Annotated in this window: 12 protein-coding genes; all 12 read left to right on the top strand. The window is 30.4% G+C overall.

Features of this window, described 5'->3' with window-relative positions:
* Nucleotides 1-12 precede the first annotated feature (12 nt).
* The 12 genes from lpxD to hisG all read left to right on the top strand — a co-directional run bounded on the left by lpxD (nt 13) and on the right by hisG (nt 14,126).
* Nucleotides 13-1,029, top strand: coding sequence for a UDP-3-O-(3-hydroxymyristoyl)glucosamine N-acyltransferase (lpxD, locus tag Q0945_RS08720; protein ID WP_299433588.1), 1,017 nt, complete (start codon nt 13-15; stop codon nt 1,027-1,029).
* A gap of 8 nt (nt 1,030-1,037) precedes the next feature.
* Entirely contained in the window at nt 1,038-2,432 is a 1,395-nt protein-coding gene (locus tag Q0945_RS08715) for a bifunctional UDP-3-O-[3-hydroxymyristoyl] N-acetylglucosamine deacetylase/3-hydroxyacyl-ACP dehydratase (protein ID WP_299433585.1), read from the top strand.
* Nucleotides 2,433-2,434: 2 nt separating this feature from the next.
* On the top strand, nt 2,435-3,220 hold the full coding sequence (lpxA, locus tag Q0945_RS08710; protein WP_121066210.1) for an acyl-ACP--UDP-N-acetylglucosamine O-acyltransferase: 786 nt from the start codon (nt 2,435-2,437) through the stop codon (nt 3,218-3,220).
* A 72-nt stretch (nt 3,221-3,292) separates the two neighbouring features.
* On the top strand, nt 3,293-3,859 hold the full coding sequence (gene efp, locus Q0945_RS08705) for an elongation factor P (protein WP_299433581.1): 567 nt from the start codon (nt 3,293-3,295) through the stop codon (nt 3,857-3,859).
* 12 nt (nt 3,860-3,871) lie between these two features.
* Nucleotides 3,872-4,804, top strand: a complete 933-nt coding sequence (locus Q0945_RS08700) for a UDP-3-O-(3-hydroxymyristoyl)glucosamine N-acyltransferase (protein ID WP_299433578.1) — start codon at nt 3,872-3,874, stop codon at nt 4,802-4,804.
* Nucleotides 4,805-4,875: 71 nt separating this feature from the next.
* On the top strand, nt 4,876-5,748 hold the full coding sequence (gene sucD, locus Q0945_RS08695; RefSeq protein ID WP_121066219.1) for a succinate--CoA ligase subunit alpha: 873 nt from the start codon (nt 4,876-4,878) through the stop codon (nt 5,746-5,748).
* 155 nt (nt 5,749-5,903) lie between these two features.
* Nucleotides 5,904-8,867, top strand: a complete 2,964-nt coding sequence (locus Q0945_RS08690) for a M16 family metallopeptidase (protein ID WP_299433575.1) — start codon at nt 5,904-5,906, stop codon at nt 8,865-8,867.
* A 95-nt stretch (nt 8,868-8,962) separates the two neighbouring features.
* Nucleotides 8,963-9,709, top strand: coding sequence for a 3-oxoacyl-[acyl-carrier-protein] reductase (fabG, locus tag Q0945_RS08685; protein ID WP_299433572.1), 747 nt, complete (start codon nt 8,963-8,965; stop codon nt 9,707-9,709).
* A gap of 15 nt (nt 9,710-9,724) precedes the next feature.
* A complete protein-coding gene (locus Q0945_RS08680; protein ID WP_298485724.1) occupies nt 9,725-10,039 on the top strand; it encodes a YbjQ family protein in 315 nt (104 codons plus the stop codon).
* Between the two features lie 138 nt (nt 10,040-10,177).
* Nucleotides 10,178-12,199, top strand: coding sequence for a VWA domain-containing protein (locus Q0945_RS08675; protein ID WP_299433568.1), 2,022 nt, complete (start codon nt 10,178-10,180; stop codon nt 12,197-12,199).
* A 10-nt stretch (nt 12,200-12,209) separates the two neighbouring features.
* Nucleotides 12,210-13,022, top strand: coding sequence for a prohibitin family protein (locus Q0945_RS08670; protein WP_299433565.1), 813 nt, complete (start codon nt 12,210-12,212; stop codon nt 13,020-13,022).
* Between the two features lie 246 nt (nt 13,023-13,268).
* Nucleotides 13,269-14,126 carry an ATP phosphoribosyltransferase gene (gene hisG / locus Q0945_RS08665; RefSeq protein WP_299433562.1) on the top strand — a complete coding sequence of 286 codons (858 nt, stop codon included), beginning with the start codon at nt 13,269-13,271 and terminating at the stop codon, nt 14,124-14,126.
* Nucleotides 14,127-14,128: the final 2 nt, after the last annotated feature.

The raw sequence follows: 14,128 nt of genomic DNA, 5'->3' as shown, positions 1-14,128 counted from the left end.
ACTTTTGTGCTCATGGTATTTACAGCGAGTCAAATTGCAGGCATATTAGAGGGGGAAATTGAAGGAAACCCAGAGATTGCCGTTCACAAATTAGCCAAAATAGAAGAAGGAGAAAAAGGTTCTCTTACTTTTTTAGCTAATCCAAAATATACTTCACATATATATTCTACAAAAGCATCAGTTACAATTGTAAATAAAGACTTTATTCCAGAGCAAAGCATATCTACAACATTAATTAAAGTAGAAGATGCTTATGAATCTTTTTCTAAGCTATTAGAATATTACAATAAGGTAAAAAATAATAAGCAAGGTATAGAGAATCCTGTATTTATTGCAGACACTGCAAAATATGAAGAAGATATATATATAGGAGCTTTTACCTATATAGGTGCTAATGTTGTAATTGGAAAAAATGTAAAGATTTTCCCTAATGTTTTTATTGGGGACAATGTAGTAATAGGAGATAATAGTTCTGTTTTAGCAGGTGCAAGAGTTTGTTCAGAATCCGTTATTGGAAAAAACTGTACCATTCATAGTGGTGCTATTGTGGGGGCAGACGGTTTTGGTTTTGCACCAAATAAAGATGGCTCATATAGAAAAATACCGCAAACTGGAAATGTAATTTTAGAAGATAATATAGATGTTGGTGCAGGAACCACAATAGATAGAGCAACATTAGGGTCTACAGTACTTCGTAAAGGTGTAAAGCTAGATAATCAAATACAAATAGCTCATAATGTAGAAATTGGAGAAAACACAGTAATAGCTGCCCAAACTGGTGTTGCAGGATCAACAAAGATTGGTAAAAACTGTATGATAGGAGGGCAAGTAGGTATTGTTGGGCACATTACTATTGGCGATAATGTTAGAATACAAGCGCAATCTGGTATTGGAAGAAATGTAAAAGATAACGAAGTTTTACAAGGTTCTCCTGCTTTAAATTATGGAGATTATAATAAATCTTATGTACATTTTAAAAATTTACCAAAAATTGTAAATAGAATAAATCAATTGGAAAAAAAAGAATAATTGTGAATATGAAACCACAAAAACAAAGAACAATTGGAAAAGAAGTTACACTAACAGGTGTAGGTTTACATACAGGAGAAAATGTAACTCTTACATTTTTACCAGCGGCAGAAAATCATGGTTATGCTTTTAAAAGAGTGGATTTAGAAGGGGAGCCAATAATAGAGGCAGATGCCAATTATGTAGTAAACACACAAAGAGGAACTAATTTAGAAAAGCATGGAGTTAAAATACAAACATCAGAGCATGTTTTAGCTGCTTTAGTTGGTCTTGAAATTGACAATGTTTTAATAGAATTAAATGCTCCAGAACCACCAATAATGGATGGTTCTTCTAAGTTTTTTGTTGAAGCTTTAGAAAAAGCTGGGCTTGTAGAACAAGAAGCTGAAAGAGAAGAATATATTGTAAAAGATGTTATTTCTTATAAAGATGAAGCTACTGGTAGTGAAATAACTATAATACCATCTGATACGTATATGGTAACTACAATGGTAGATTTTGGTACCAAAGTTTTGGGAACACAAAATGCGACTTTAGAAAAACTTAGCGATTTTAAAACTGAAATTGCAGATGCAAGAACTTTTAGTTTCTTACATGAGTTAGAAGCTTTATTAGAGCATGGACTTATTAAAGGAGGAGATTTAAATAATGCCATTGTTTATGTGGATAAGGAAATTTCCGAAACCACAATGAAAAAATTACAGAAAGCTTTTGATAAAGAAAAGCTATCTGTTAAACCTAATGGCATATTAGATAACTTAACATTGCATCAGCCAAATGAAGCAGCAAGACACAAATTATTAGATGTTATTGGAGATTTAGCATTAGCAGGAACACGCATACGTGGTAAAATTATAGCCAATAAACCAGGGCACTATGTAAATACACAATTTGCTAAGAAAATAGCAAAGATTATTAAACTTGAGAAAAGAAATAAAGTTCCTAGTTATGATCTAAACCAACCACCATTAATGGATATCCATCAAATTATGGATATGTTACCTCACAGACCTCCATTTTTATTAATTGATAGAGTTTTAGAGCTTTCTGATACACATGTTGTTGGTATGAAAAATGTTTCTATGAATGAGCCATTTTTTGTTGGCCATTTCCCTGGAGCACCAGTAATGCCCGGTGTATTACAAGTGGAGGCAATGGCGCAAACAGGTGGCATTTTAGTGCTTAGTACTGTGCCAGATCCAGAAAACTACCTTACCTTTTTCATGAAAATGGATAATGTAAAGTTTAAGCAAAAAGTACTTCCAGGAGATACACTAGTTTTTCACTGTAGTTTAATTACTCCTATACGAAGAGGAATTTGTCATATGCAAGCATATGCTTATGCTAATAATAAGTTAGTTTGTGAGGCAGAATTAATGGCGCAAATAGCTAAAAAGAAATAAAAATGAATCAACCTTTAGCTTATATACATCCTGGTGCAAAAATTGCAAAAAATGTAGTTGTAGAACCTTTTACAACAATTCATAATAATGTTTCTATTGGTGATGGTACTTGGATAGGATCCAATGTAACAATTATGGAAGGAGCAAGAATTGGAAAAAATTGTAATATTTTCCCAGGAGCAGTAATTTCTGCACCACCTCAAGATTTGAAATATGATGGTGAAGAAACTACGGTTGTAATAGGAGACAATACTACTATTAGAGAATGTGCAACAATACACAAAGGAACCTCAGATAGGATGAAAACTGTTATAGGTAAAAATTGTTTAATTATGGCTTATTGCCATGTAGCACATGATTGTTTAGTTGGTGATAATTGTATTTTTTCTAATAACTCTACCTTAGCAGGACATGTAACTATTGGAGATAATGTAATATTAGCTGGTTTAGTTGCAGTACATCAATTTGTATCTGTAGGGCAGCATGCGTTTGTAACAGGAGGTTCTTTGGTTCGTAAAGATGTGCCACCTTTTGTAAAAGCCGCACGTGAACCACTTTCTTATGTTGGTATTAATTCTGTAGGATTAAGAAGAAGAGGAATAGCATCAGAAAAAATTAGAGAAATTCAGAATATTTATAGAATACTTTATCAAAAAAACTATAATAATACACAAGCAGTTCAAATTCTTGAAGCAGAAATGGAAGCAACTCCAGAACGTGATGAAATTCTTCAATTTATAAGAGATTCACAACGTGGAATTATGAAAGGGTATTTTAGTAATAACTAAGTATAAAATATAAGAGAATATATCTTTTAAAAGAACTCTCTTAATAATTAACCAATAACTAACAACAAATAAATGGCATCTACATCAGATATTAGAAAAGGATTATGCATCAGATATAATAATGATATATACAAAATCATTGAATTTTTACATGTAAAACCAGGAAAAGGCCCTGCTTTTGTTAGAACAAAATTAAAAAGTGTTAGTTCTGGGAAAGTATTAGATAATACTTTTTCTGCTGGACATAAAATAGAAGATGTTCGTGTAGAAACACGTTCATATCAATTTTTATACCCAGAAGGAGATACTTTTCATTTTATGAATACAGATGATTACAACCAAATTACATTACAAGAAAGTTCATTAGACGCTCCTGGCTTGTTAAAAGAAGGTACTATTGTAAAAATCATGTTTAATACTGAAGATAGCATGCCTTTATCTGTAGAAATGCCTGCAAGTGTAATTTTAGAGGTTACCTATACAGAACCCGGTGTAAAAGGAAATACAGCTACAAATGCTACAAAACCTGCAAAAGTAGAAACTGGAGCAGAAGTTAACGTTCCTTTATTTATAAACGAAGGAGATAAAATTAAAGTAGATACAGAGAAAGGTAGCTACATGGAAAGAGTAAAAGAATAGTAGCTTTTTAGAATGAAATTTCCTAAATCGTATACTTTACAAGAAATCTCTCAAATTATTCAGTCAGAATATAGAGGAGAAGCTAATTTTTCTATAACTGGTATGAATGAAATTCACGTTGTAGAAAAGGGAGATATTGTATTTGTGGATCATCCAAAATATTATGATAAAGCACTAAACTCTAAAGCTACTACTATCTTAATAAATAAAGAAGTAGCTTGCCCAGAAGGCAAGGCTCTATTAATTTCAGACGACCCTTTTCGCGATTTTAATAAACTAACAAATTATTTTAAGCCATTTGTACCTGCAAGTTCCGCTATTTCAGAAAGTGCGAAAATAGGAAAGGGTACCATTATACAACCCAATACATTTATTGGTAATAATGTTTCTATCGGAGAAAATTGTGTAGTACATTCTAACGTAGCCATTTATGATAATTGTGTTATAGGAAATAATGTTACTATCCATGCAGGGAGTGTTTTAGGAGCTGATGCTTTTTATTATAAAAATAGACCTGAAGGTTTTGATAAATTACGTTCTGGCGGAAGAGTTGTATTAGAAGATAATGTAGATATAGGTGCTCTTTGTACTATAGATAAAGGAGTTACAGGAGATACTACCATTGGAAAAGGAACAAAACTTGATAATCAAGTACATGTAGGGCATGATACTGTTATTGGGAAAAAATGTTTAATTGCATCCCAAACAGGAATTGCTGGTTGTGTTATTATTGAAGATGAAGTAACCTTGTGGGGGCAAGTAGGAACCAATAGTGGAATTACTATTGGTAAAAAAGCTGTTATAATGGGGCAAACAGGAGTTACTAAGTCAGTGCCAGGTGGTAAAAGCTATTTTGGAACTCCAATAGAAGAATCTAGAGAGAAATTGAAGCAATTAGCATACATTAAAAAAATTCCAGAAATAATAAAAAAAGTAGAAAAGTAAATTAAAAAGAAGTTTACTTTAAAAATCATTTACAAACACATATTTTTGTGTCATTAAAAAAATAATATCGTATGAGTGTTCTAGTTAACAAAGATTCTAAAATAATAGTACAAGGTTTTACAGGAAGTGAAGGAACTTTCCATGCCGGACAAATGATTGATTACGGTACTAACGTTGTTGGTGGTGTTACTCCGGGAAAAGGGGGGCAAGAACATTTAGGAAAACCTGTTTTTAATACTGTTTTAGAAGCAGTTGAAAAAGTTGGGGCAGATACAACTATTATATTTGTACCGCCAGCATTTGCTGCAGATGCTATTATGGAAGCTGCTAATGCAGGTATTAAAGTTATTATTACAATTACAGAAGGCATACCTGTAGCAGACATGGTAAAAGCTTCTAATTATATAAAAGATAAAGACTGTAGACTTGTTGGGCCTAATTGTCCAGGAGTTATTACTCCAGGAGAAGCAAAAGTTGGTATTATGCCAGGATTTGTTTTTAAAGAAGGTAATGTAGGTATTGTTTCTAAATCAGGAACTTTAACTTATGAAGCTGCAGACCAAGTTGTTCGTCAAGGATTAGGAATAACTACTGCAATTGGTATTGGTGGTGATCCAATAATTGGAACTACAACAAAAGAAGCTGTAGAATTATTGATTAATGATTCTGAAACTGAGTGTGTTGTAATGATTGGAGAAATTGGAGGACAACTAGAAGCTGATGCTGCAGAATGGTACAAGGCAAGTGGAAGTAAAAAACCAATTGTTGGTTTTATTGCTGGTGAAACTGCTCCAGCAGGAAGAACTATGGGGCATGCTGGTGCTATAGTTGGAGGTAGTGATGATACTGCACAAGCAAAAAAGCGTATTATGAGAGAATGTGGAATACACGTTGTAGATTCTCCTGCCGAAATAGGTGTTAAAGTAAAAGAAGTTATGGGATAATAACACTTTAAGTGTTAAATATTTCAAAATAAGCCTTACATTAAATCCATCATTCTTACATTAGAATGGTGGATTTTTTTTACAAAAAATTCAGCGTCTTTTTAAAACTAATAATTTGTATTTTTAAAAGTGTTAACTATTTAAAATCTATTTCAATGAAAAACCAATTTATAGCAGTTTTTACAGGTCTTTTAATTATTGTAGGGTGTTCTAAATCTAAAAATGAAAAGCATGCATCTTCAACTATTAAAGATAGTAATGGTTTTACCTATGAAATAGTTAAAGATGACCCTACAGGTTTACGATTGTATACTTTAGATAATGGTTTAAAAGTTTATTTAGGAAAAAATACGGAAGAACCAAAAATACAAACTTTAATTGCTGTAAGAGCGGGTTCTAAATATGACCCAGCAGATAATACTGGTTTAGCACATTACTTAGAGCACATGTTTTTTAAGGGAACCGACAAAATAGGGACACAAAATTTTGAAAAAGAAAAAGTTTTTTTGAATCAAATTTCTGACCTGTATGAAGCGCATAAAAAAGAAAAGGATACGGTAAAGAAGAGAGAAATTTATAAAAAGATAGATTCCGTTTCTTTACTTGCTTCTAATATCTCTATTGCAAATGAATATGATAAAATGGTAAGCTCTCTAGGAGCAGAAGGTACAAATGCTTTTACATCTAATGAGAAAACTGTATATGTTAATAAAATACCTTCAAATGAAATAGATAAATGGTTACAATTAGAAAGCGAGCGTTTTAAAACATTAGTCTTGCGTTTATTTCATACAGAGTTAGAGGCTGTTTATGAAGAATTTAATAGAGGGCAGGATAGTGATGGAAGAAAACAATATTTTGCTGTTTTAGAAGGTCTGTATCCTAATCACCCATACGGAACGCAATCTACAATAGGGAAGTCAGAGCATTTAAAGAACCCGTCAATGAAGGCTATTCATAATTATTTTGAAACATATTACGTCCCAAATAATATGGCAGTTATTATGGTTGGCGATTTAGATTTTGAAGAAACTATAAAAAAAGTAAATAATTCTTTTGGAGACTATAAATCAAAAGAAGTTTCGCATCCTACTTTTCCAGAAGAAATACCTTTAGTAACTCCTGTTAAAAAAGAAGTATATGGACCAACGGCAGAATCTGTTTATGTTGCTTTTAGAACCAAGGGAAAAGGGGACAAAGAAGAAGTAATGGTTACTTTAATAGATTACATGTTGGCAAACTCTAATGCTGGATTAATAGATTTAAATTTAAATCAAAAACAAATGGTGCAAAGAGCTTCTTCTTTTACCAATTTTAATAATGATTACGGTTTTCATTTATTATATGGGACTCCAAAACAAGGGCAAACTTTAGATGAAGTAAGAGATTTGTTATTAGGACAAGTAGAGAAAATTAAAAAAGGAGAATTTGAGGACTGGCTTTTAGATGCAGTTGTAAATGACTTACGACTTTCTAAAATTAAATCTTTTGAAAAATCTTCCTCTACGGCTTATGAATATTTAGATGCTTTTATTGGTTTTCAAGATTGGAACAGGCGTTTAAGTATGCTAGATGAGATGAAAAAAATAACAAAAGAAGAAGTAATTTCTTTTGCAAATGAATTATATGCAGATAATTATGTAGAAGTACACAAAATAAAAGGAGAAGATAAACATATTGTAAAAGTAGATAATCCAGGAATTACCCCAATAAACTTAAATAGAGACAAAGAGTCTAATTTCTTAAAAGAATTTAATGCGGTACGCTCTCCAGATTTAACTCCGAAATTTGTAGATTATAAGTCTGAAATTAATGAAACAAAAACTAAAAATGGTTTAAAAGTTTCTTATATAGAAAACCCAAATAATGACATATTTAATCTGAATATAATTTTTGATATGGGTAAAGACAATGATCCAATGGTTTCTTTAGCTGCCGGATATTTAGATTATTTAGGAACAAATAAATATTCTCCAGAAGAACTTAAACAAGAATTTTATAAGATTGGAATTTCTTATTATGTAAATACGGCTAACGATAAAACTTATGTTGGTATTTCTGGCTTAAAAGAAAATTTAAACCCAGGTTTAGAATTATTAGAACATCTTTGGGAAAATGCAGTTCCTGATCAAGAAACATATAATAAATATGTGGACAAAATATTAAAGGGAAGGCAAGATTCTAAAACGCAAAAGAGAAATATTTTTTGGAATGGGTTAATGAGTTATAGTAAGTACGGAGAAGATTCTCGTTTACGTGATATTTATACTATGTCTGAATTAAGAGCTATTACGCCTTCTGAACTAGTAGAAAAAATAAAAAAACTCAAAGAATATAAACAACGAGTTTTTTATTATGGAAAAGATGTAGATAATGCAATTACATCTTTAGATACTAATCATGCCATAAACATTAATGAACTTAAGGATTATCCAGAAAGAAAAAGATACGAGGAAAAAGAAACTGGAGGTAACGTTTACTTTGTAGATTATGACATGGTACAAAGTGAAATTCTTTTATTAGCAAAAGGCGCAAAGTTTGACGCTAAAAAAATGGCAGTCTCTAGATTGTTTAATATGTATTTTGGAAGTGGTTTGTCTTCTATTGTTTTCCAAGAAATAAGAGAATCTAAATCTTTAGCGTATTCCGCATTTTCTAGTTATAGCAATGCAAGAGAAAAAGGAGATTCTGACTATGTTATGGCGTATGTAGGAACACAGGCAAATAAATTACCAGAAGCTGTAGATGCTATGATGGAATTAATGACAAATATGCCTGAGGCGGAAGAACAATTTAACCAGGCAAAAGAAGCTACATTAAAAAAGATAGCTGCAGAAAGAATAACAAAGTCTAACATTTTTTGGACTTATGAATCTTTAAAGAAAAGAGGATTTGAAAATGACAATAGAGAAGCGCTTTATAATGCTATAAAAAATATGACTTTAAATGATTTAAAAACTTTTTTTAATGCAAACATTAAAGGTGAAAATTACAATGTTATTGTAATTGGAAATAAAAAAGATATCGATTTTAATGCATTAAAAAAGTTAGGAGATATTAAAGAAATGGATATTGATGAAATTTTTAATTTTGAAAAATCGGCTCCAATAAAAGGGTAATAAAAATTAAAAGAAAAGCTCTTTTATAATTTATGCAGAGTATTTTTAATTGGTATATTTGTTTTGCTAACCAAAAAATAACAAATTAAGCTAGTATGAAATTATTAGAAGGAAAAAATGTGATAATCACAGGTGCAAGTAGGGGAATAGGAACGGGGATAGCACAGGTGTTTGCAGAAAATGGTGCAAACGTAGCATTTACATATAGTTCTAGTGAAGCTCCGGCTTTGACATTAGAAAAAGAACTATCAGAAAAAGGAATAAAAGCAAAAGCATATAAAAGTAATGCAGGAAGTTTTAGCGATTCTGAGGAGTTAGTAGCTAAAGTTTTGGAAGATTTTGGAGGTATAGATGTATTAATTAATAATGCAGGTATTACAAAAGATAATTTACTAATGAGAATGGCAGAGGATGATTTTGATAAAGTTATTGAAATAAACCTTAAATCTGTTTTTAATATGACAAAGGCAGTACAACGTACTATGCTTAAACAACGTAAAGGTTCTATTGTTAATATGAGTAGTGTCGTTGGTGTAAAAGGGAATGCCGGCCAGGCAAATTATGCCGCTTCTAAAGCTGGCATGATTGGCTTTACTAAATCTATAGCCTTAGAATTGGGTTCTAGAAATATACGATGTAATGCAATAGCTCCTGGTTTTATAGAAACTGAAATGACTGCTAAATTAGATGAAAAAGTAGTACAAGGTTGGAGAGATGGTATTCCTTTAAAAAGAGGAGGTACTACAGAAGATATAGCCAATGCTTGTTTATTTTTTGCATCCGATTTATCTGCTTATGTTACCGGCCAAGTACTTAATGTAGATGGCGGGATGCTTACATAAATTAAAATACTTATTATGATATACGTAACTACAGAAACCGTTGGGGGTAAAGAAATAGAATCTGCATTAGGAACAGTTAGAGGAAGTACTGTTAGAGCAAGAAATATTGGAAGAGATATTTTTGCAGGATTAAAAAATATTGTTGGTGGTGAAATATCAGAATACACAAAGTTATTAGCAGATGCTAGAGAACAAGCAATTAAACGTATGTTAGATGATGCACAACGTTTAGGCGCAGATGCTGTTGTTAATGTTCGTTTTACTACATCTCAAGTTATGCAAGGTGCAGCAGAAATGCTTGCTTATGGTACTGCTGTAAAACTTAAGTAATTACATCTTATGGAATTATTTCCTGTCTTTTTAATGATTTTAATTTATGGTAGTTTTTTTGCCATAATAATTTATTTAATATTTAAAAGGATAGAAGATAAGAAGAAAGAAAATTTTGAGAAGAGAGATAACTAATACATGCAAACCAAAACAGTACTATTTATTATTTTAGCTGTAGTGGTAGCATTGTTTCTAGTGCTATATCAATATTACTACAAAAAAAAAATAAAAGGAAAGACAACTATTGTGCTTTCCTTTTTACGTTTTATTTCCATTTTTGGTATTTTGTTACTTCTTATAAATCCAAAGTTTGTTAAGAACAATTATGAGATAGTAAAAACTAATCTAGTTCTTTTAGTAGATAACTCCTCTTCTATAAAAAAAGAAGAAACTCTTATTAAAAGTCTTTTAGAAAAGTTAACTACAAATAAGGCTTTAAAAGATAAGTTTACTATTCATAAATATGCTTTTGGAAAAGAATTTAGCACATTAGACTCATTATCATTTTTAGAGCAAAACACTAATATTTCAAAAGCTTTATTAACTACAGAAGATATTTATACTAGAACAAATTCTGCTGTAGTACTACTCACAGATGGTAACCAAACTATAGGACAAGATTACGAACATTTAAAATTAAAAAAGGATTTTACAATTTTTCCAATTTGTATAGGAGACACAACTAAATATAATGATATTAGAGTAGAACAAATTAATAGTAATCCGTACTCTTTTTTAAACAATCAATTTCCTATTGAAGTAATTGTAAATTATGATGGTATTTCACAAGTAAATAAAACTATTACAATTACTGTAGATGGAAAAAAAGAATATCAAGAAAAAATTTCTTTTTCTAAAAATAATTCTTCTAAAACTATTTCTGCGAATTTAAAGGCTTTAAGCGTTGGGGTAAAATCTATTGCGGTACATATAGAAACGCTAGAGAAGGAAAAAAATGTAGTTAACAACCGTAAAATTGCATTTATAGAAGTAATAGATGAAACTACAAAAATTGGAGTAGTATCTTCTATATTACATCCAGATATTGGTACTTTAAAAAAATCTATTGAAATAAATAAGCAAAGAGAAGTTTTTATTTTAAAACCTACTACAAGTCTTTCAGAATTAGAAAAGATAGATTTGTTTATACTTTATCAGCCAAATAGTTCTTTTTCTTCAATTTATAATTACATCAAGCAAAAACAAGTAAATAGTCTTACTGTAACAGGAACTAAAACCGACTGGAGTTTTTTAAATGCTATTCAAAAGAATGTAAAAGTTCAGGATAATTATCCAATACAAGAGGTAGTCCCTAAAATAAATCAGACTTTTTCAAAATTTGATATATCCGATTTTAAATCCATAGATTATCCACCTTTAGAGACGAATGTAGGGCCTATTATTTTTAATGATAATGTGGAGTCATTGTTAAATATGGTTGTAAAAGGTGTAGATATAGACAATCCTCTGTGCGTTGTTTTAGATAATAATATAACAAAAGAAGGTTTCTGGTTTGGTGAAAATATTTGGAAATGGAGAGTTCAAGAATATAGAAATTCTAAAGAGTTTAAAAATTTTGATGATTTTATAGGGAAAATAATAATCTATTTAACTAGTTCAAAAAATAAGGATAGACTAAATGTAGATTACAAACCAGTATATCAAGGAAATAGTAATTCAAAAATTACAGCTACCTATTTTGATGAGTCTTTTACTTTTGACTCTAATGCAACTATTATAGTTACTATTCAAAATAAAGAGAAAAAATTAGAAATTCCAATGCTTTTAAAACAAGATTTTTTTGAAGTAGATGTATCTAATTTGGCACCTGGAAATTATACCTTTATTGTAACAGTCAAAGATAAAAACTATTCAAAATCAGGAAGTTTTTCTATTAAAAATTTTAATGTAGAGCAACAGTTTTTGTCTTCTAACTATAAAAAAATGCAGTCTCTAGCAAATGATAACAATGGAAAACTCTTATTTCCAAGTCAAATTTCGGAATTAGAAAATACCTTATTGTCTAATAAAGCATTTGTACCAGTGCAAAAGAGGACTGAAAATATTGTACCTTTGGTAGACTTTAAGATTCTTTTAGGCTTAATAATAGGAGCTCTTACTTTAGAGTGGTTTATAAGAAAGTATAAAGGTTTAATGTAAATAAATAATTATGGATAAATTACCTAAAATAGCTGTACCCGTTGTATTTGCTTTAATAGTATTAGCATTATTAATTTCTAAATCTGCTGTAACCATTGGGCCTGGAGAAGGTGGAGTAATTTTTGAAACTTTTGGAGAAGGTATTAATACAGAAAGAACCTATGGAGAAGGGTTTCATATTGTAGCTCCTTGGAATGATATGATTGTGCAAAAAGTTCGTCAGCAATCTATATCAGATAATATGAATGTACTCTCTGTAAATGGGTTAGATATTACAGTAAGTGGTACAATTTGGTTTGAGCCAGAATTTAAAAGTTTAGGATTACTTATAAAGACTAAAGGGGAAGATTATATAAATGAACTTTTAAGTCCTGCAATTAATGCAGCAGCTAAAAGTGTTGTAGGTAGGTATACTCCAGAACAATTATATTCAAGTAAAAGAGATATAATAGAGTTAGAGATATTAGAAGAAGTTAGAAAAGAGCTTGATGGTCAATACGTAAATGTAAAGCGAGTATTAGTAGAAAATGTAAAACTTCCAAATACTATAAAAGATGCTATTGAGCGTAAATTAAAACAAGAGCAAGAGTCTTTAGAGTATGAGTTTAGACTAGTAACAGCTAAAAAAGAAGCAGAAAAAGTTACTATTGAAGCGCAAGGTAAAGCAGATGCAAACCGTATTTTAAGTGCATCTTTAACAGATAAAATATTACAAGATAAAGGAATAGATGCAACTATTAAATTATCAGAATCTCCAAATGCAAAAGTTATTGTAGTTGGTAGTGGTGATTCTGGTTTGCCATTAATATTAGGGAATAACTAAATAACTGTTATTTTTTTTATTAAAACATTAATAGTTGTTAAAAAAATAGTTTTTGCTTTTATGCAATTAAAATATATTTTACATTTACAGAGTAATGAGAAACAAAACTACACATCATCATTTTCATACTGGCTGTCAAGCGAGGTGATAATGTATTGTGTAAACTAAATATATATAACCCGTTTGAGAAATCAAGCGGGTTTTATTTTTAAACCAATTTGATTTCCAAACAAAATTAAGAAAGGAATGACAAAAATTAGAATTGCAATTCAAAAATCTGGAAGATTAAATGAAGACTCTATAGAAATACTTAAAAACTGTGGTATATCTATAGACAATGGTAAAGATCAATTAAAAGCATCTGCCCGTAATTTTCCTATGGAAGTTTTTTATTTAAGAAACGGTGATATTCCACAATATTTGAAAGATGGTGTTGTAGATATAGCTATTATTGGAGAGAATGTTTTAATAGAAAAAGGAGAAGGTATTGGTTTTAATGTAAGACTAGGGTTTTCTAAATGCAAAGTGTCTTTAGCTGTCCCAAAAGAAGTAAAATATTCTTCTGTAAAAGATTTTAATGGTAAACGTATTGCTACATCTTACCCTAATACAGTAAAACAATATTTAAAACAAAAAGGAGTAGCTGCAGATATACACATTATTAATGGTTCTGTAGAAATTGCACCTAACATTGGTTTAGCGGACGGTATTTGCGATATTGTTTCTAGTGGTAGTACTTTATTTAAAAATGGTTTAAAAGAAGTAGAAGTAATGCTAAAAAGTGAAGCAGTATTAGCTGTTTCTCCTAAAATATCTGAAGAACGTAAAGAGATACTTAAAAAATTACAATTTAGAATTAATGCAGTATTAACGGCTAGACAATCTAAATATGTTCTTTTAAATGCTCCAAACGATAAATTGGATAGTATAATTTCTTTATTACCAGGAATGCGAAGTCCTACTGTTTTACCATTAGCAGAAGAAGGGTGGAGTTCTGTACATACTGTTATTAATAAAAACAAGTTTTGGGAAGTTATAGATGAGTTAAAGCAAGCAGGAGCTGAAGGTTTACTTGTTTGTCCAATAGAGAAAATGGTTTTGTAAAA

Source organism: uncultured Maribacter sp., assembly GCF_947500405.1.
Taxonomy (GTDB): domain Bacteria; phylum Bacteroidota; class Bacteroidia; order Flavobacteriales; family Flavobacteriaceae; genus Maribacter_B.
Note: the sequence above shows the minus strand (reverse complement) of the source record. Positions and strands in the feature narration are given on the sequence as shown.